Origin of the sequence: Sphingomonas sp. (assembly GCF_031426035.1) — a bacterium.
In the GTDB taxonomy this organism is placed as follows: Bacteria; Pseudomonadota; Alphaproteobacteria; order Sphingomonadales; family Sphingomonadaceae; genus Sphingomicrobium.
The window spans coordinates 1-18,183 of sequence record NZ_JANPKO010000132.1 but is presented as its reverse complement, the minus strand read 5'-3'; the positions used below and the strand labels follow the sequence as shown (position 1 = coordinate 18,183).

The 18,183-nt window shown below is 70.4% G+C and carries 16 protein-coding genes; 9 read left to right on the top strand and 7 right to left on the bottom strand.

Translation table 11 applies throughout. The features are described from left to right. A partial coding sequence (locus RMP08_RS09655; protein WP_310468785.1) for a hypothetical protein occupies nt 1-1,855 on the bottom strand: 1,855 nt, incomplete at its 3' end. Between the two features lie 96 nt (nt 1,856-1,951). On the opposite strand from RMP08_RS09655, the gene RMP08_RS09650 reads away from it, so the two are divergent. The 3 genes from RMP08_RS09650 to RMP08_RS09640 are packed head-to-tail and all read left to right on the top strand — an operon-like array spanning nt 1,952 to nt 5,542. After that, a complete protein-coding gene (locus RMP08_RS09650) occupies nt 1,952-3,139 on the top strand; it encodes a hypothetical protein (protein ID WP_310468784.1) in 1,188 nt (395 codons plus the stop codon). A gap of 35 nt (nt 3,140-3,174) precedes the next feature. Next, a complete protein-coding gene (locus tag RMP08_RS09645; protein ID WP_310468783.1) occupies nt 3,175-4,194 on the top strand; it encodes a DUF2336 domain-containing protein in 1,020 nt (339 codons plus the stop codon). After that, nucleotides 4,112-5,542, top strand: a complete 1,431-nt coding sequence (locus tag RMP08_RS09640; protein ID WP_310468782.1) for a PAS domain-containing sensor histidine kinase — start codon at nt 4,112-4,114, stop codon at nt 5,540-5,542. The genes RMP08_RS09645 and RMP08_RS09640 overlap by 83 nt, the downstream gene beginning before the upstream one ends. A 9-nt stretch (nt 5,543-5,551) precedes the next feature. Here RMP08_RS09640 and RMP08_RS09635 read toward each other — a convergent pair whose 3' ends face one another. Both RMP08_RS09635 and gltX read right to left on the bottom strand, forming a co-directional pair. Then, the gene (locus RMP08_RS09635) at nt 5,552-6,838 is read right to left on the bottom strand and encodes a citrate synthase (RefSeq protein WP_310468781.1); all 1,287 of its coding nucleotides are present in this window, start codon (nt 6,836-6,838) and stop codon (nt 5,552-5,554) included. Next, nucleotides 6,835-8,250 (bottom strand): glutamate--tRNA ligase, encoded by a 1,416-nt coding sequence (gltX, locus tag RMP08_RS09630; protein ID WP_310468780.1) that lies wholly within the window; start codon nt 8,248-8,250, stop codon nt 6,835-6,837. The genes RMP08_RS09635 and gltX overlap by 4 nt, the downstream gene beginning before the upstream one ends. A gap of 58 nt (nt 8,251-8,308) precedes the next feature. On the opposite strand from gltX, the gene RMP08_RS09625 reads away from it, so the two are divergent. Together RMP08_RS09625 and RMP08_RS09620 are read left to right on the top strand one after the other, a co-directional pair. Beyond that, nucleotides 8,309-10,522: a ComEC/Rec2 family competence protein gene (locus tag RMP08_RS09625; protein ID WP_310468779.1), complete on the top strand. Its 2,214-nt coding sequence runs from the start codon at nt 8,309-8,311 to the stop codon at nt 10,520-10,522. After that, on the top strand, nt 10,464-10,736 hold the full coding sequence (locus tag RMP08_RS09620; protein ID WP_310468778.1) for a DUF4242 domain-containing protein: 273 nt from the start codon (nt 10,464-10,466) through the stop codon (nt 10,734-10,736). The genes RMP08_RS09625 and RMP08_RS09620 overlap by 59 nt, the downstream gene beginning before the upstream one ends. Before the next feature lies 1 nt (nt 10,737). Here the strand turns inward: RMP08_RS09620 and RMP08_RS09615 are convergent, their stop codons facing one another. From RMP08_RS09615 to RMP08_RS09600, 4 genes are all read right to left on the bottom strand, one after another. Then, on the bottom strand, nt 10,738-11,082 hold the full coding sequence (locus RMP08_RS09615) for a VOC family protein (RefSeq protein ID WP_310468777.1): 345 nt from the start codon (nt 11,080-11,082) through the stop codon (nt 10,738-10,740). Between the two features lie 136 nt (nt 11,083-11,218). Further along, on the bottom strand, nt 11,219-11,875 hold the full coding sequence (lexA, locus tag RMP08_RS09610; protein ID WP_310468776.1) for a transcriptional repressor LexA: 657 nt from the start codon (nt 11,873-11,875) through the stop codon (nt 11,219-11,221). A gap of 68 nt (nt 11,876-11,943) precedes the next feature. After that, nucleotides 11,944-12,531, bottom strand: coding sequence for an aminodeoxychorismate/anthranilate synthase component II (locus tag RMP08_RS09605; protein ID WP_310468775.1), 588 nt, complete (start codon nt 12,529-12,531; stop codon nt 11,944-11,946). Nucleotides 12,532-12,542: 11 nt separating this feature from the next. Next, complete coding sequence (locus tag RMP08_RS09600; RefSeq protein WP_310468774.1) at nt 12,543-14,480, bottom strand: peptidylprolyl isomerase; 1,938 nt, start codon at nt 14,478-14,480, stop codon at nt 12,543-12,545. Nucleotides 14,481-14,618: 138 nt separating this feature from the next. Between RMP08_RS09600 and tpiA the strand changes: the two genes are divergently transcribed. The 4 genes from tpiA to RMP08_RS09580 form a co-directional block, all read left to right on the top strand. After that, nucleotides 14,619-15,359, top strand: a complete 741-nt coding sequence (tpiA, locus tag RMP08_RS09595; RefSeq protein ID WP_310468773.1) for a triose-phosphate isomerase — start codon at nt 14,619-14,621, stop codon at nt 15,357-15,359. 61 nt (nt 15,360-15,420) lie between these two features. Further along, a complete protein-coding gene (gene secG / locus RMP08_RS09590; protein WP_310468786.1) occupies nt 15,421-15,819 on the top strand; it encodes a preprotein translocase subunit SecG in 399 nt (132 codons plus the stop codon). A gap of 71 nt (nt 15,820-15,890) precedes the next feature. After that, entirely contained in the window at nt 15,891-17,528 is a 1,638-nt protein-coding gene (locus tag RMP08_RS09585; protein WP_310468772.1) for a CTP synthase, read from the top strand. Nucleotides 17,529-17,553: 25 nt separating this feature from the next. Next, nucleotides 17,554-18,183, top strand: a 630-nt coding sequence (locus RMP08_RS09580) for an FAD-dependent oxidoreductase (RefSeq protein ID WP_310468771.1), incomplete at its 3' end; no start/stop codon positions are given.

The following is an 18,183-nucleotide window of genomic DNA, read 5'->3' as shown; positions in this document are numbered from 1 at the left end:
ATGCCGCGGAACGCGCACGCGAGGCGCTCGCCGGGGTCGTACCCGAAGCGGCGGTCGTCTCGACCTCGCGCAAGCGCTCCTCGATGCTCTCGCGGATAACGCTCTCAAGCGCCGTGCGAGCCGATTCGGAGAGGTTGGCCGCCGCTTCGGGTACGACCCCGGCGAGCGCCTCGCGTGCGCGTTCCGCGGCATGGCTCGCCGCTTCGCGCACCTGGACCATCGCCGCCACCAGCGTCGGGGCGGTTTCCGCGGTCAGCCGCGCCGCTTCGCCCTGCGCCTGGCCCAGCGCGGCGGTCAGCTGCGCCAGCCTCGACTCGGCATTGCCGACCCCGTCGTCGAGTGTCGCGAGCAGCGCGGCGAAGCGGTCCTGCTGCTCGGCGATGCCGGCCGCGCTGTCGGCCAGCCGCGTCGCTGCTTCTCCCGACGCATCGCGCATCCATTCGATCTCGGGCCGCGCCTGACCGGTTAGCGCGACCAGCCGCTCGGCGCCCGCTTCGGATTGGCCGATCGCCGCCGACAGACCCTCGTTAATATCGGCCGATAGCCGCTCGATCCCGGCGCGCAGCGCGTCGGTGCGCGAGGCGAGCCCTTCCAGCGCGCCGTCCTGCGATCCGGCCTGCTGGGCGAGCAAATCAAGCTCGCTGCGGGCGCGCGTCAGCGAGCCGAGGAAATGCTCGGCGCGCTCGTCGCCGTTGCGGGCGAGCTCGGCGAAGCGAGTGTCGATCAGCGCCAGCCCGCGGTCGATTTCGGCCAGCATTTGCTGGGCGGCACGCTCCTGCTCGGCGACCCGCGCCGACAAGCCGTCGAGCGCGCCATTGGCGCCGGACACGCTGGCGCCGAGTGCGTCGGCGGCTTCGATCCCGGCGCGGCCGAGGCCAACGGAGGATTGCTCGACCAGCGCGAGCACCGCGGCCGACTGCGCGTCGATTCCCGAACGCACTTCGTCGAGCATCCGCGCGGTGCGGTCGAGCAGGGTGTCGATCGCCACCGTGAAGCCGGCCTCGGCCTCGCCGACGCGGACCGCGGCGGCGGCCCCGGCGCTTTCGATATGGGTCAAATGCGTGACCAGCCGCTGCGCGGCCGACGCGACCATCTCGTCGGCCTCGCGCGTGCGCTCAGTCAGCGTGCCGACCTGCGCTTCGAGCGCCGCGGCGCGTGACAGCGATTCGGCACCGGTCCCGCGCAATTGCTCGGCCATCGCCCGCGCGGTCGCCTCGGCCCGCGGCAAGTCCTCGAGCAGAACGCCGATGTCGGTGCGCGCGGACTCCGCGGCGCGGTCGAACGCCTCGCCGTGGCGGACCATCAGCTCGGTCGAGGTGCCCAGCTCGCGCGACGCGGCGCCCATCCGCCCGGTCGCCTCGTCACCGAGGCTCATTAGCTGTGTAGCCATGGCGCTGAGCTCGCCGTTGCTGTCGGTGATCCGGGTCGACAGCACTCCCAAAAGCGCTTCCAGCGCCTGCGCTTCGTGGCGCATCGCGATCACCGAGCGGGTGAAGCGTTCGGCCTCGCGCCGGCGCGTGCGGCCGAACATGATCCACGCCAGCCCGAGCAAGGCGAGCGGGCCGGCGGCGATCGCCACCCATTGCGCGATCGCGGGGGACGACAGCGGCTCGCCGGCCAAGGCGCGCCCAGCGCTCCACGCGGTGTAGCCCATCCACAGCAAGGCGAGCAGGATCAGCCCCGAGCCGAGCACCGCGCGCCCGCCGGCGCCGTGGGCCACCGGCTCGCTCGCCGGTTCCGCCCAGGTCGACGGGTCGAACTCCTCGAAACCGCTCTCGGCGTGCGTGTCCGGCGCGGCGGAAAGCTCGGGCGAGGGCTGGTGCAGGGCGTCTGCGCGGTGCGGGGTGGGGTTCATGGCGATGCAGTTTACCATCTTTGTCCGCGCGTGAAAGCGGTTAGAGAGGATCGCGCACAACCGTGGCGGGCCGGGCCGCCGGGAGGACTTGCAGCAATGGCGTTGGGCGCCCTGATCGGGGCCTATCAGGAAGATGATTCGGGCGGGCTGCGCGCGCTGCTGCCGCTCGCCGGGCGGACCCTGCTCGAATATCAGGCGCGTTGCGCGGCAGCAGCCGGCGCGTCGCCGGTGGTGGTGCTGCTCGAGCGCGTCCCGGCCGCCCTCAACGAGGCGTTCGAGCGCCTCCGCGCGGAGGGCATCACGGTGATCCCGGTCAGCGACGGCAACGAGGCGGCGAGCCGGTTCGAGGCGGGCGCGCCGATCCTGCTGATCGGCGACGGGGCGGCGCCGCCGGCCGAGCTGCTCGCCCAGCTTGCCGAGGATGGCGACCCGGCCGTGGCGACCGTCCCCGACGACGATGCTCACGCGCATTTCGAGCGGATCGACGGCACCAGCCGCTGGGCCGGGGTGGCGGTGGTCGAGGCCGGCGCGCTCGGCGCGACCGTGGCGATGCTCGGCGACTGGGACCTCCAGTCGACCCTGCTGCGGCGCACATTGCAGGCCGGCGCGCCGCTGGTGCGGGTGTCGCCGCAGGCGGGCGAGCCGCTGCTGGTGAACAGCGCCGACGACCTCGCCGGGTTCGAGCGCGGGCTGATCGTCGCCTCGCGCGGGCGGCGCGACGATTGGGCAAGCCGCTTCGTGCTGCCGATCGTCGAGGAATTCGCCACCGAGCGGCTGCTCGAGACCAAGCTGCGCCCGGCGTGGCTGATCTACGCCGGGCTCGGGCTGACGCTGGCGGCGGCGCTGGCGTTCACGCGCGGCTGGCTGTGGCCCGCGCTCGGCCTCATGGTGCTGACCACCCCGCTCGATCTCGTCGCGCGGCGGCTGGCGATGCTGCGCCTCAAACCGCTGCCGCCGCGGCTGCTCGCCAGGCGCCTGCTTTGGCCGTTCGCGGGGATCGCCCTGCTCGCGCTCGGCTGGTGGCTGACCCGCCACGGCGCCGGCTGGGGCGCGGTGTTCGCCGCGCTGACCGCCGCCGCCTTCGCCGAGGCCGCGCGGCTCGAGCAGGGCCACGCCGAAATCCCGGGCCAGGTGTGGCTATTCTCGCGCCGCAACGCGATCCTCGCTGCGCTGCCGTTCGCGCTCGGCGGGGCGTGGACGCTGTACCTCGCCGCGCTTGCTTTCTACGCCGCGATTTCGTTTTTTCTGGTCCAGCATGTCGCCCACCGAATCCGACCGGGTTGACTGCAAATTAACCGAAATCGGATAATATAATCCCGATGGTGCCTGAGGAATGGCCGATTGCCGCCGCGCCCGACGGGCGTGACGCGGGCCCCGCGCGGCGCGCGGAGCGCAGCCGGCTGTCCACCGTGCGCGCAGACTTCTTCCTCGATCCCGCCGAGCGGCTGACCGAGCAGGAGCGGGCGCTGATGACCCGCATGCTGAGCGAGCTGGTGGGCGGCACCGCCGACGAGATCGAGCTGGCGGCGGGCGACGGGCGCGCCGCGGTCAACGACCGCGACCGCTCGGCGCTGGTCCGGCGGCTGGGCCAGGCGGGCCTGCTCGACGACCCGCAGTTGATCGAATTGCTACTGCGCCGCGCCGACGAGGAGCGCGTCGCGGCGGCCTTGCGCGCGCGCAGCGGAGCGCGCTCGTCGCTGCTTCAGTCGCTGGTCGCCGCCGACAGCGCGCCGGTCGCCGCGGCGGCGATGGCGCTGATCCTGGCGCGCGGCCGGCGGCGCGACCGCTTCGGCCAGATCCGCGTCGATTTCAACGACCTGCCCGTGGGCAGCGCGCGGCGATTGGCGTTCGCGGTGGCTGCCGCTTTGCGCCCCGCCAACGATCAGCGGCTGGCGGCGGCGGCATCGGCGCTGGTCGAACGCCATGACGGCTCCAAGAGTAGCGATGGGCTGACCCACGCGCTGGCCGGCGCGTTGGCGGCGGAGAGCGCGCTGGACGAGGCGTTGCTGGTGCAGATGGCGGAGCAGGGCGAGGTCGGCCTGCTGGCCGAGGCCATCGCCCAATTGTGCGGCGTCCAGAGCGCGCTCGCGTGGGATCATTTGCTGGCCGGCGGCGACGGGCGGATGGCGCTGCTGCTGCGCATTGCCGGCTTGTCGCGGCGGTTCGCCGGCGCGCTGCTAGCGCTGCTCTGCGACCTCGCCGGGATTACCGACCCGGGCGCCGAAATCGCCCGTTTCGACACGCTCGAGGAGGCCGATGCCGAGCGCCAGCGCACTTGGCTGCAGCTGGCGCCGCCGTACCGCGCCGCCGCGGCTGTGCTGGACGCCGATCGTGGCTAGCGCGCCGTCCGACCCGCGCCCGGTGGTCGGCCGGATCGACGCCGACGGCCGGTTGATCGCCGCCGATCCCGAACTGGCGGCGCTGCAAGCCGAGGCCGGGTCGCAGCTCGGCGAGCTTTTGGCACTGCCGCAAGTCGCCGCGGTGGCGCGGATGGCGCGCCAGCTCGGCGTCCCGGTGTCGCGCCCGGCGGTCGTCGCCGGGACCGAGCAGGATGTCGAATTGTGGGTCAGGGCCGAGCCCGACGGCGACGAGGTCGTACTCACGCTGGGGCGCTGGGTGTACCGCTCGCCGTCCGGGCCGCGGCTGTCGGCCTTGGTCCCGGCCGAGCGCGATACTGCGGCGGCCGCCGACGGTGCGTTCAGCACCGATGACGAGCTCAGGATCGTGACGATCAGCGACGGGCTGGCGGACGTGCTCGGGGTCGGGGTGGAGACCGTCATCGGCCAGCCGCTGACCCGCTTGTTCCGGCTCGAAGAAGACGAGCACGGTGAGTTGCCGCTGGTGGCGGCGCTCGCCACGCGCCGCGCATTCGCCGGCCAGCGCGCCCGCGTGCGCGGCGGCGGGAAGGCCGTGGTGCTGCTCAGCGGCGAGGCGATTGCCGACGATGCCGGGGCGTTTGCCGGGTTCAGCGGCTGCGCGGTGATCGCCGAGGCGGCCGCCGGCGTCCAACCCCAACCCGCCGGCGCCGCCGCCAAGCCGTCCACGGCGGCGTTCGATCTGGTCATCGACGAAGCACTGCGCACACCACTTGATCGCATCATCGCCAGCGCCGACCGCATCGTCGAGCGCTCGGACGGGCCGCTGCGCGCCGACTATGCGACCTACGCCAGCGACATCTCCGCGGCGGCGCGGCACTTGCTGTCGGTGATCCAATCGATGAACGGTGCGGTGGCCAAGGACAGCGCGACGATCGACCTCGCCGCGCTGATCGCGGACGCCTGCGCGCTGACCGAAACCAATGCCGAGGCCCGCGCAATCGCACTCTCCGCCCACGGCAGCGGGCCGTTGAAGGCACGCTGCGAGGCGCGCGGGGTGATCCAGATCCTGGTCAATCTGATCGGCAACGCAATCCGCCATTCGCCCGAGGGCGGGGCGGTCGAGGTGGCGTTCGAGCGCGCCGGCGAACAGGCTTTGGTCCATGTCACCGACCACGGCGCGGGGATCGAGCCCGCCGACCAGCAGCGCATTTTCGAGCGCTTCGAGCAGGCCGGCGACGGCGAGGGCGGCGAATCGGGTCTCGGCCTCGCCATCGCGCGCCGCCTGGCGCGCGGCATGGGCGGAGAGATCAGCGTCACCAGCACGCCGGGCGAAGGCGCCCGCTTCACGCTCAGCCTGGCCGCGGCCTAGCCAAACGCCTCAGCGCTGGGCGACCGGCACGTAATCGCGCTGGGTGGCGCCGGTGTAGAGCTGGCGCGGGCGGCCGATCTTCTGCTCGGGGTCGGAAATCATCTCGTTCCACTGCGCGACCCATCCCACGGTGCGCGCCAAGGCGAACAAGGCGGTGAACATCTCGGTCGGGAAGCCGATCGCGTTCAGGATCACGCCCGAATAGAAATCGACGTTGGGATAAAGCTTCTTCTCGATGAAATACTCGTCCTTGAGCGCGATCTGCTCGAGCTCGCGGGCGGTGTTGAGCACCGGGTCGTCGATGCCGAGCTCGTTGAGCACCTCCTCCGCGGTTTCCTTCATGACCTTCGCGCGCGGGTCGAAATTCTTGTAGACGCGGTGACCGAAGCCCATCAGCCGGAACGGGTCGTCCTTGTCCTTGGCGCGGGCGATATATTCGGGGATCCGCTCGGGCCGCCCGATCTCGCGCAGCATGTTGAGCGCCGCCTCGTTGGCGCCGCCGTGCGCCGGCCCCCACAGGCAGGCGATGCCCGCCGCGATGCACGCGAACGGGTTGGCGCCCGACGAGCCCGCCAGCCGCACGGTCGAGGTCGAGGCGTTCTGCTCGTGGTCGGCGTGGAGGATGAAGATGCGCCGCATGGCGCGCTCGATGACCGGGTTGACCTCGTACGGCTCGGCCGGGACGCCGAACGTCATGCGCAGGAAATTGCCGGTGTAGCTGAGGTCGTTCTGGGGATAGAGGAACGGCTGTCCGATGGTATATTTGTACGCCATCGCGGCGATCGTCGGCATCTTGGCGATCAGCCGGTGCGAGGCGATCATGCGCTGCTTGGGATCGGTGATGTCGGTCGAATCATGGTAGAAAGCGGAGAGCGCGCCGACCACTCCGCACATCACCGCCATCGGATGAGCATCGCGGCGGAAGCCCCTGTAAAATGTCGACAATTGCTCGTGCAGCATGGTGTGGCGCGAGATCGTGTAGCTGAACGTCTCGAGCTCGTCGGCCTTGGGCAGTTCGCCGTGGAGCAGCAGATAGCAGACCTCCATGAAGGTCGAATTCTCGGCCAATTGGTCGATCGGGTAGCCGCGGTGGAGGAGGATGCCCTTTTCGCCGTCGATGTAGGTGATCGCGCTCTGGCACGCGGCGGTCGAGGTGAAGCCGGGGTCGTAGGTGAACATCCCGGTGTCAGCATAGAATTTGCGGATGTCGACCGCGTCCGGACCGACCGACCCCGACAATATGGGCAAACTATGTTCCTCGCCCGCGGTCGAGATCTTGAGCAACTTGTCGGTCATGCGTTCGGCTCCATCTGGTCGGCGATCCGGCCCAGGCTTTCGCCCTGCCCGAGCAGCGCCAGCACGTCAAAAATCCCCGGGCTGGTGGTCCGGCCGGTCAGCGCGGCGCGCAGCGGCTGGGCCAGTTTGCCGAGCTTGACCCCGGCTGCCTCGGCGACCTGCCGAACCGCGGAATCGAGCGCCCCATGGTCCCACGCGGCGAGCTTGCCAAGCGCTTCGTGCGCGGCGCGCAGCAGCGTCCGCCCGTCGCCTTCGAGCAGCGCTGCGGCGGGCTCGTCGAGCTCGAGCGGGCGGGTCGCGAAGAGGAATTGCGCGCCGTCGGCGAGCTGGCCGATGTCGTGGGCGCGCGCCTTCAATTCGGGCATCGCCTTGACCAGCAACTCCGTGCCCGCCGCATCGACCCCGAGCCGCGGCGCGACCAGCTCGGCCAGCCGCGCATCGTCGGCCTCGCGGATGTAATGGCCGTTGAGGTTTTCGAGCTTCTTGAAGTCGAACCGCGAGGGCGATTTTCCGACATGGTCGAGGTCGAACCATGCGACCGCCTGCTCGCGGCTGATGATCTCGTCGTCGCCATGGCCCCAGCCGAGCCGCAGCAGGTAATTGAACAAGGCTTCGGGCAGGATGCCGAGGTCGTCGCGGTAATTATCGACCCCCAGCGCGCCGTGGCGCTTGCTCAACTTCGCGCCGTCGGGGCCGTGGATCAGCGGGACATGGGCGTAGGTCGGCTCGCGCCAGCCCATCGCGCGGATAATGCCCAACTGGCGGAAGGCGTTATTGAGATGGTCGTCGCCGCGGATGATGTGGGTGATCCCCATGTCATGGTCGTCGACCACCACCGCGAGCATGTAGGTCGGGCTGCCGTCCGAGCGCAGCAGGACGAAATCGTCGAGCTCGGCATTGGCCACCTCAACCCGGCCCTGGACGAGGTCGTCGATCGCGGTGGTGCCGTCGAGCGGGGCCTTGAGGCGGATCACCGACGCGGTGTCGGCGGGCGCCTCGCCCGCGTCGCGGTCGCGCCATTCCGAGCGGATGCGGAACGGCTTGCGCTCGGCCTGGGCCAAAGCGCGCCGCGCGGCGAGTTCCTCCTGGGTGAGGAAGCACCGATAAGCGGCGCCGCGCTCGATCAATTGGTGCGCGACTTCGGCGTGGCGCGCCTCGAACTGCGACTGGAAATAGGGCTCGCCGTCCCCCGAAATGCCGAGCCAGTCGAGCCCGTCGAGGATCGCCGCGATCGCCGGCTCGGTCGAGCGCGCGCGGTCGGTATCCTCGATCCTGAGCAGATATTTGCCGCCGTGGTGGCGCGCGAACAGCCAGTTGAACAGCGCCGTGCGCGCTCCCCCGATATGGAGGAAGCCGGTCGGCGAGGGGGCGAAGCGGGTGACGACGCCCGCTGGATTGTCGCTTGCGCTCAAGCGCGCTTTCCTTTGTGGTGGTGACGTGATGGACTGGACGAGCGCCCCTAACATAGGGTTGGCGCCTCTTCCACAGCGTGCTCGGAGCTATTGGGAGGCGCATGCCGCCGCGGATCGCGGCGCGCTCGAGGCGTTCCTCGAGCGCGAGCGCGGACAAATGCCGGTATGGCTGGTGGGCGGGTTCGGCGGCGGGATCGCCGGCTGGTTCGTGCTCGGCAGCCCCAGCCAATGGGCGGCGCTGATCTGCCTCGGGGCGGCGGGCGCGATATTCGGATTTTCCGCGCGCGGCGGGGGGCGGGCCGAACGCGCGCTGGGCTGGTTCGGGCTCGCGCTGGCGCTCGGCTGCGCCCTGGTGTGGGCGCGCGCCGAATGGGTCGCCGCGCCGCGGCTCGATTGGCCGCGGGTGGTGCGGTTCGAGGCCGAGGTCGAGCGGGTCGAGACGCTGGCGGCGCGCGGCGATTTGCGGCTGACCGTCGCTCCGGCCGACCCCGAGCTGCCGCCCCGCGTGCGGGTGTCGCTTAAGCAGGACCAGGCGCCCGACGGCATTGCCGCCGGCGCGCGATTGGCGCTGCGCGCCAGGCTCGCCCCGCCGCCGCCGATGGTGCTGCCCGGCAGCCACGATTTCGCGCGCGACCTGTGGTTCAAGCGGATCGGCGCGGTCGGGCGCACGCTCGGGCCGGTCACCGTCCTGGCCCCCGCCCAACCGAGCGGGCTCGACGGCGTCCGCGTCCGCCTCGACCGCCATATCCGCACCGCCTTGCCCGGCCCGAGCGGGACGATCGCCACCGCGCTCGCCACCGGCGACCAGAATGCGGTGAGCGAGGCCGACGCCGACGCCATGCGCCGCAGCGGGCTGACCCATCTGCTCTCGGTCAGCGGGCTGCACATCGCCGCCGCGGTCGGCGCCGCGATGCTGCTGACATTGAAATTGCTCGCGCTGAGCGAGCGGCTCGCGCTGCGCTTCAACCTGGTGCTGGTCGCGGCCGGGGTCGGCGCGCTGGCCGGGGTCGCCTACACCTTGCTGACCGGATCGCAGGTGCCGACCGTGCGCAGTTGCATCGCCGCGTTGCTGGTGCTCGGCGGGATCGCGCTCGGCCGCGATGCCTTGAGCATGCGGCTGGTCGCGGTCGGCGCGCTAATCGTGCTGCTGTTCCGCCCCGAGGCGCTGGCCGGGGCGAGCTTCCAGCTGAGCTTCGCCGCGGTGACCGCGATCGTCGCTTTGTACGGCACCGGCTTCGCGCGAAAATTCCTCGAGCGCCGCGACGATGGGCCGCTTGCCCGCATCGCACGCACCTTCGCGGCGCTGCTGGCGACCGGCCTGGTGGTCGAAATTGCGCTGATCCCGCTCGCTCTGTTCCACTTCCACCGCGCCGGGCTGTACGGGGTCGCCGCCAACCTCGTCGCGATCCCGCTCACCACCTTCATCATCATGCCGCTCGAGTTCGGGGCTTTGCTGCTCGACGCGGTCGGGCTCGGCGCGCCATTGTGGTGGCTGACCGGCAAATCGATCGACGTGCTGCTGTGGCTCGCGCACACGGTGGCCTCGGCGCACGGGGCGGTGGCGATGCTCGCGTCGATCCCGCGCTGGAGCTTCGGCGCGATCATCGCCGGCGGGCTGTGGCTGTGCCTGTGGACGACCCGCCCGCGGCTGCTCGGCCTGATCCCGATCGCGATCGGGGCAGGGGCCGCGGCGCTGTCGCCGACCCCCGATTTGCTGGTCACTGGCGACGGCCGCCATGTCGCTTTGGTCGAGCGCGGCACCCCGCTGATGCTGCGCGAGCGCGGCGGCGACTTCATCCGCGACCTGGTGGCCGAGGCGGCGGGGTTCGACGGCGACCCCGGCGCGCTCCCCGGCCAGGCGTTTTCGAATTGCTCGCGCGATGCCTGCGTGGCGCGGTTCGTGCGCGGCGCGCGCGAGTGGCGGCTGCTGGCGACCCGCTCGCAGCAGTCGATCGAGTGGCGCCCGCTGACCCGCGCCTGCGCCGAGGCGGACGTGGTGGTGTCCGAGCGCTGGTTGCCGCGCGGGTGCACGCCCAAATGGCTCAAGCTCGACCGCGCCACGCTAGGGCGCACCGGCGGGGTGGCGGTCTTCCTCGCCGGCACGCCGCGCGCCGAGACCGTGTCCGAGCGGCTCGGCCGTCATCCGTGGGCGCTGACGCCGCCACGAAAATGGGCTAAGCGGCGGGCATCGGATCGCTTGGGGGAGGGAAACAATGCCGCAATTCGTGATCGAGCGCGAGATGCCCGGCGCGGGGTCGCTGAGCCGCGATGAGCTCAAGGGCGCGTCGCAGACCAGCTGCACCGTGCTGCGCCAGCTGGGACCCGACATCTCGTGGGACCACAGCTACGTCACCGACGACAAGATCTACTGCGTCTACAACGCGCCGAGCGCGGAGCTCATCCGCCAGCACGCCGAGACCGCGGGCTTCCCCGCCAACAGCATTTCGCAAGTGCGCACGATTATCGACCCGTCGACGGCGGAGTAATTCAGGTTTCGCTCCACACCGCGAGTTCGCTTCCGGCGGGGTCGATGAAGTGGAAGCGGCGGCCGCCGGGGAAGCTGAAAATCGGTTTGGCGATGGTCCCGCCGGCCTTGCTCACCGCGTCGAACGCGGCCTCGAGGTCGTCGACTCGGATCACCGGCAGCGGCGCCGCCAGCGCGTCCGCGGGCTGGCCGTTGAGCCCGACATCGGTGGTGCCGTTGGTGGTCGCGGCATAATCGGGCCCGTAATCGGTGAAGCCCCACCCGAACGCCTTGGCGTAGAAGCCGCGCGTCAGCTCATGCGCGGTGGCGCTGGGCAGCTCGACGTAATCGATTCGGGCGTCGGTCATCATCAGCTCCCTGCTTCGGACCTTCCTTCGATACGAGCCTTCGACTGCGCTCAGTCTCTACTCAGGATGAGCGGGGTTGAACCGAACCGCTCATCCTGAGTAGCCGGTGAGCCTGTCGAACCGGCGTATCGAAGGATCAGTAGCGCCGGATCAGCCCCGCCAGCCGGCCCTGGATCTGGACCTGGTCGTCGCGGTAGCGCTGGGGTTCGTAGTGGCGGTTGGCGGGGTCGAGGCGGATCATGTTGCCCTCGCGGCGGAAGGTCTTCAAGGTCGCTTCCTCCTCATTGATCAACGCCACCACGATCTCCCCGTCGCGCGCGGTGTCGGCCTTGCGGATCAGCGCGAAATCGCCGTCCAAAATGCCTTCCTCGACCATCGAATCGCCCGACACCTCGAGCGCATAATGCTCGCCCGGGCCGAGCAGAGCAGCAGGCACCGCGAACCCCTCGGTGCCCTGCAGCGCCTCGATCGGCGTGCCCGCCGCGATCCGCCCGTGGAGCGGGATCTCGATGGTGTCGTTGGCCGCCGTCCGCACCGCCGGCTTCGCCGCCAGCGGCACGACATTGGCCGGCGCTGCCAGCTCGGGCAATTTCAGAATCTCGAGCGCGCGGGCGCGGTTGGGCAGGCGGCGGATGAAGCCGCGCTCCTCGAGCGCCGAAATCAGCCGGTGAACCCCCGACTTGGACTTCAGCTCGAGCGCCTCGCGCATTTCGTCGAAGCTCGGGCTGACCCCACTACGCCCGAGACGGTCGTTGATGAACAGCAACAGCTCATGCTGCTTGGCGGTGAGCATCGGCAGTCTCCCCAGTTCGCGCGTGCGGGAACGAACGCGGAACGTATAGGAAACAGTTTGGGCGCCTGTCAAGCGGCGAGCGCGCGCGACTCGGCGAGGAAAGCGGCGAGCAAGGCATGGCCGTGCTCGGTGGCGACGCTTTCAGGATGGAACTGGACGCCGTGGACCGGGGCCGCGGCGTGGCGCAGGCCCATCACCAACCCGTCCTTGCTCCATGCATTGGCGATCAGCGGCGGGCGCGGGTCGGGCACCGCGAGCGAGTGGTAGCGGGTCGCCGCGAACGGGCTCGGCAGGCCCGCGAAAAGCCCGCTGCCGTCATGGCGGACCGCGCCGGCCTTGCCGTGGACCGGCGCGGCGCGGGTCACCGCCGAGCCGCACGCCGCCGCGATCGCCTGGTGCCCGAGGCACACCCCGAGCAACGGCCGCCGCGCCTCGATGCACGCGGCGGCGAGCGCGACCGAGATGCCGGCGTCCGCGGGGGTGCCGGGGCCGGGGGAGATCAGGATCGCGTCATGCTCGGGCGCCAGCGCCTCGCCGACGCCCAGCGCATCGGCGCGCGCGACGACGACCTCGGCACCGAGCGATTTCAAATAATCGACGAGGGTAAATGTAAAACTGTCGTAATTGTCGAGGACGAGGACGCGCGGCGCGGCCATTGGCGGGACGCTCAGTTGCCCCCGCCAACGATCCGCGTGCGCGCTGCAGCGATCGCCGCTTCGTTGCGCGACACCCCGACCTCCTTGCGCAGCGCGGCGAGGAACTGGTCGGCATATTCCTGCGACAGCGGCTGCTCGAATTCGCGCTGGACCGACGAGATCAGCCCCGGCTGGGTCAGCGCGTTGCCGGGGACAATGCGGTTGACCTTGACCACGTAGAAATTGCCGTTGCCCCCGGCGACCATCCGCGACTTGCCCGAGCCGAGGCTGAACAGCATCTGGATCGGCGGCGGCACCTTGCCGCCCATCTGGGTCAGGTCGATCCGCCGCGCGGCGACCGGGCGCAGCGCGGGCAGTGCGGTGCCGGCGTCGCGTACGGCGTCGGCGAGCGGCGTGCCGGCATTGGCCTTGGCCGCGATCGAGGCGGCGAGCGCGCGGGCGCGGGCATTGGCCTGCTGGCCGATCCAGTCATTGGCAACGCGGTCGCGGATCCCGGCCAGCGGAGCGGGCGCGGCCTGGATCACGCGCGACGGCGCGACCAGCACATAGCCGGCCTCGCCGGGCAGCGTCTCGACCACCGGCTCGTCGGTCGGCTCGATGTCGAAGCCGCCCTTGATCACCGGGACGAGGTCGGCGGGCAGGCGGAACGCGGGGTCGGCGAGCGAGGCGCCGGCGGCGGTGATCGGCGGGGTCTCGATCGCGGCCAATTTGGCCTTGGCCGCGGCCTCGCTGAAATTGGCGCCGTCGGCGATCGAATCCTCGACCGCGGCGACGAGGTCGGTCAGCGCGTTCTTGCGCTTTTCCAGGGTCAGCCGGGCGGCGATCTCGCCGCGCGCGGCGGCGAGTGATTTGCCGGCGTCCTGGCGCACCGAATCGACCTTGACGACGTGCCAGCCGAGCTCGGACTGGAGCGGGCCGACGACCGCGCCCGAGGCGGCGGCGAAGGCGGCGTCGGCGACCGCGTCACCGGCGAGGCCGGCGAACTGCGCGCGGGTCTGCGCGCCAACCGCGACATCGGCGGCGGCAAGGCCGGCGGGCGCAGCGGCGGCGGCGAGGGTCGCCCCGGCACGGGCGCGCTGGGCGATCGCGTTGGCAACGGCCTGGTCGGGGACCACGGCCTGGCTCAGCGAGCGGATGTCCTTGGCCGCGTAGGTCGCCTGGTTGGCCTGGTAGAAAGCGGCGATTTCGGCGTCGGTCGGGGTCACCCCGGCGACCTGTTCGGGGCCGATCCGGGCGAGCCGCAGGACGCGCTGCTCGGGGACCATGTAGCGCGCGCGGTTGGCGGTGTAGAACGACTGGATGTCGGCCGGCGTCGGCGTCAGCCCGGCGCGGAAGGCAGCGATCGGCACCGTCGCGACGTCGCCCTGGCGCGCCTCGAGCAACATCGCGGCATAGGGCCGCGCCATCCCGACCGGGACCTTGGCGCTGGTCGCCACCGGGGTCAGCAGCAGGCGCTGGAGCAGCGAGGCGGAAATCAGCGCGCGGACGTCCTGGTCGGTCAGCCGCGACTGGGCGAGGAACGCCTGGTAGGCCTGGTCGCTGAACTTGCCGTCGAGCCCGCGCGCGCCGGGAATGGTGGCGATCTCGGCGTCGACCAGCCGCTTGGACAGCTGGAAGCCGGTCTCCTTGGCGAACGCCTGGAGCGTGCGCGCGTCGATCAATTCGCCGAGCAGGGGGTCGAAGTCGGCGGCGAGCGCGGCATAATCGGCCTCGGGGTTCTGCTGGCGGACCTGGCTCAGGCGCTGCTCCATCGCCTTGCTCAAATCGGCGTCGGTGATCTTCTCGCCGCCCGCCTTGGCCAGCGTGTCGCTGCTCAGCCCGAAGCCGGCGCCCGAGGTCACGTTCTGGATGTCGCCGAGCGCGAAGGATGCGACAATCGCGAGCAAAAACAGCGCCATGACGATGGTGCCGACGGTCGATTTGGACAAGCGGCGGATCGAGGACATCATGTGCGCAGTATCTTCCGTATGGGAGAAAAGGTCGCGGTCGCTTTAGGGGCGGCATCCCGGCGCATCAAGGCGGCTGCGCCTTCCGCTCCTGTGCCGACTTGGCTAGGGGCGGCGCTTGCCCAAGCGATGAGGACAACGATGACGCGACGCAAACTGGTTGCCGGAAACTGGAAGATGCACGGCCTCGCCGCCGATTTGCGCGAGATCGAGGCGATCGCCGCGGCAGCCGCGCAAAACCCTGAGGTCGATGTCGCGATGTGCGTGCCGGCGATCCTGATCGAGCGCGCTGTCCGCGCGGTGCCCCGCTTCGCGATCGGCGCGCAGGATGTCCACCATGCCGAAAAGGGCGCCCACACCGGCTGCACCAGCGCGGCGATGCTGGTCGACGCCGGCGCCAGGCTGACCATCGTCGGGCACAGCGAGCGGCGCGAGGGCCAGCGCGAAAGCGACGACGAGGTGCGCGCCAAGGCGACCGCCGGCCTCGCCGCCGGGCTCGACGTCATCCTGTGCGTCGGCGAGAGCTTGCCTGTGCGCGAGGCGGGGGACGCGGTGGCCACGGTGGCGGCGCAGCTCGACGCCTCGCTGCCGGCAAATTCGGAGCGGCTGGCGATCGCCTACGAGCCGATCTGGGCGATCGGAACCGGCAAGGTGCCGACCGTCGATGACATCGCCGCGATGCACTCGGCGCTGCGCTCGCGGCTGGTCGCGGCGTTCGGGGCGTCGGGCCAGGCCGTTCGCATCCTCTACGGCGGCTCGGTCAAGGGCTCCAACGCCGACGAGATTTTCGCCGTCGCCGACGTCGACGGCGCGCTGGTCGGCGGGGCGAGCCTGGCGGCGGCCGACTTCATTCCGATCATCGAGGCCGCCGCGCGCGGTTGAAGGTAATCGCCCAATCGCCTAGATGCCCGCCAACCCCGTCACCGAAAGCGCGCCCCGAAAAATGTTCACCTTCCTGCTCATCGTCCAGACCCTGCTTGCCGCCTCTTTGGTCGCGGTGATCCTGATGCAGCGCTCGGAGGGCGGCGGGCTCGGCGTCGGCGGCAGCTCCTCCGGGTTCATGACCGCGCGCGGCGCGTCGGACTTCCTGACGCGCTCGACCGCGTTCCTCGGCGGCGGGTTCATTTTCATGTCGATCGCGCTGGCCGCGATCGCCGGGGTGTCGCGCGAGCCGGTCAAGGTCGACACCTCGCTCGCCAACGAGGTCGTCCCGGCCCCGGTCGCGCCGGCGACCGGATTGCCGCCGCTGGCCGACCCCAATTCGCTGTCGCCGTCGGCCCCGGCCCCGGCCACGCCGGCACCGGCGGCCAACGACGCCGCGCCCGTCCCGCTCGCGCAATAACGCCACAAGCGAACTTTTTTATTCGGGGGCGCTTGCTTAGTCGCGGGGTCACCCCCTAAGCCCCAACTCCCATGGCGCGGTTCATTTTCGTCACCGGCGGCGTGGTCTCATCGCTCGGCAAAGGCTTGCTCTCGGCATCGCTCGGGGCACTCCTCCAGGCGCGCGGCTTCTCGGTCCGCATCCGCAAGTTCGACCCCTATCTCAACGTCGATCCGGGGACGATGTCGCCGTACCAGCATGGCGAAGTGTACGTCACCGACGACGGCGCCGAGACCGATCTCGACCTCGGCCATTACGAGCGCTTCACCGGGGTCGCCGCGGCGCAGACCGACAATGTCACCACCGGGCGCATCTACCGCGACATCATCGCCCGCGAGCGCCGCGGCGACTATCTCGGCGCGACGGTCCAGGTCATCCCGCACGTCACCAATGCGATCAAGGAATTCGCGCTCGCCAACATCGAGCCCGATCTCGACTTCGTCATCTGCGAGGTCGGCGGCACCGTCGGCGATATCGAGAGCCTGCCGTTCATCGAGGCGATTCGTCAGCTGCGCAACGACATCGGGCGCACCAACACCGTGTTCGTCCACACCACGCTGGTGCCGTGGATCGCGGCCGCCGGCGAATTGAAGACCAAACCGACCCAGCATTCGGTGCGCGAGCTGACCAGCCTCGGCATCCAGCCCGATGTCCTGCTGTGCCGCGTCGACCGCGAGCTGCCCGACAGCGACCGCGCCAAAATCGCCTTGTTCTGCAACGTCGCCAAGTCGGCGGTCATCCCCGCCCTCGACGCGCGCTCGATCTACGACGTGCCCTTGAGCTACCACGCCGAGGGGCTCGACGACGAAGTCTTGAAAGCGTTCGGGATCGAGGACGCCCCGCGCCCCGACCTCGGCCGCTGGCACGACATCATGGACCGCCTCGACCATACCGACGGCGAAGTGACGATCGGCGTGGTCGGCAAATATGTCGGCCTGCCCGATGCCTACAAGAGCCTCCACGAGGCGCTCGTCCACGGCGGCCTCGCCAACCGCGTCAAGGTCAACATCCGCTGGCTCGACGCCGAGATGTTCGAGGGCGACGAGGGCGAATTGGCGGCCAAGCTCGAGCCGTTGAACGGCATCCTCGTCCCCGGCGGCTTCGGCGAGCGCGGCAGCGAGGGCAAGATCGCCAGCGTAAAATTCGCCCGCGAGCGCGAGGTGCCGTTCTTCGGCATCTGTTTGGGCATGCAGATGGCGTGCATCGAGGGCGCGCGGAACCTGGCCGGGATCGCCGCCGCCTCGACCACCGAGTTCGGCGACACCGCGGAGCCGGTGGTCGGGATGATCACCGAATGGATGAGCGAAGAGGGGCTGCAGCAGCGCGCCGCCGGCGGCGACCTCGGCGGCACCATGCGGCTCGGCGCCTATCCCGCGACGCTGACCGGCAACAGCCATGTCGCCACGCTCTACGGCGCGACCGAGATCAACGAGCGCCACCGCCACCGCTACGAGGTCAACGTCCATTACAAGGACGCGCTGGAGAGCAATGGCCTGCTGTTCACCGGCATGTCGCCCGACGGCCAATTGCCCGAGATCGTCGAGCGCCCCGACCACCCGTGGTTCATCGGCGTCCAATTCCACCCCGAATTGAAAAGCCGCCCGTTCGACCCACATCCCTTGTTCGCCGGGTTCATCGAGGCGGCGTTGAAGCAATCGCGGCTCGTCTAGCGCCGACGCACGGATAGGCAGAAGCATGACCAACTCCATTTCCACCCGCGTGGTGATTCTCGGCTCGGGGCCGGCCGGGCTCAGCGCCGCGATCTATGCCGCGCGCGCCGGGCTCGCGCCGATCGTCATCCAGGGCATCCAGCCCGGCGGCCAGCTGACCACCACCACCGATGTCGAGAACTACCCCGGCTTCCGCGACGTCATCCAGGGCCCGTGGCTGATGGAGGAGATGCAGGCCCAGGCCGAGCATGTCGGCACGCGCATGGTGTGGGACCATATTTCGGACGTCGATCTGTCGCGGCGGCCGTTCCGCCTGACCGGCGACAGCGGCACCTACACCGCCGACGCCTTGGTCATCGCAACCGGCGCCCAGGCCAAATGGCTCGGCCTGCCGTCGGAGGAGCATATGAAGGGCAGGGGCGCCTCGGCGTGCGCGACCTGCGACGGCTTTTTCTACCGCGGCAAGAAGGTCGCGGTGATCGGCGGCGGCAACACCGCGGTCGAGGAAGCGCTGTACATGACCAACCACACCCATGACGTCACGCTGATCCACCGCCGCGACACCCTGCGCGCGGAGAAGATCCTGCAGGACCGGCTGTTCGCCAATCCGCACATTAAAATCATCTGGAATGCCGAGGTCGCCGCGTTCGTCGGC

Excerpts from the sequence above, each read along its gene's own strand:
- RMP08_RS09650 (WP_310468784.1), top strand. The coding sequence starts at position 1,952 with ATGGCGTTGGGCGCCCTGATCGGGGCCTATCAGGAAGATGATTCGGGC.
- RMP08_RS09645 (WP_310468783.1), top strand. The coding sequence starts at position 3,175 with ATGGTGCCTGAGGAATGGCCGATTGCCGCCGCGCCCGACGGGCGTGAC.
- RMP08_RS09640 (WP_310468782.1), top strand. The coding sequence starts at position 4,112 with ATGCCGAGCGCCAGCGCACTTGGCTGCAGCTGGCGCCGCCGTACCGCG.
- RMP08_RS09635 (WP_310468781.1), bottom strand. The coding sequence starts at position 6,838 with ATGACCGACAAGTTGCTCAAGATCTCGACCGCGGGCGAGGAACATAGT.
- RMP08_RS09620 (WP_310468778.1), top strand. The coding sequence starts at position 10,464 with ATGCCGCAATTCGTGATCGAGCGCGAGATGCCCGGCGCGGGGTCGCTG.
- RMP08_RS09615 (WP_310468777.1), bottom strand. The coding sequence starts at position 11,082 with ATGACCGACGCCCGAATCGATTACGTCGAGCTGCCCAGCGCCACCGCG.
- lexA (WP_310468776.1), bottom strand. The coding sequence starts at position 11,875 with ATGCTCACCGCCAAGCAGCATGAGCTGTTGCTGTTCATCAACGACCGT.
- RMP08_RS09605 (WP_310468775.1), bottom strand. The coding sequence starts at position 12,531 with ATGGCCGCGCCGCGCGTCCTCGTCCTCGACAATTACGACAGTTTTACA.
- RMP08_RS09600 (WP_310468774.1), bottom strand. The coding sequence starts at position 14,480 with ATGATGTCCTCGATCCGCCGCTTGTCCAAATCGACCGTCGGCACCATC.
- tpiA (WP_310468773.1), top strand. The coding sequence starts at position 14,619 with ATGACGCGACGCAAACTGGTTGCCGGAAACTGGAAGATGCACGGCCTC.
- secG (WP_310468786.1), top strand. The coding sequence starts at position 15,421 with ATGTTCACCTTCCTGCTCATCGTCCAGACCCTGCTTGCCGCCTCTTTG.
- RMP08_RS09585 (WP_310468772.1), top strand. The coding sequence starts at position 15,891 with ATGGCGCGGTTCATTTTCGTCACCGGCGGCGTGGTCTCATCGCTCGGC.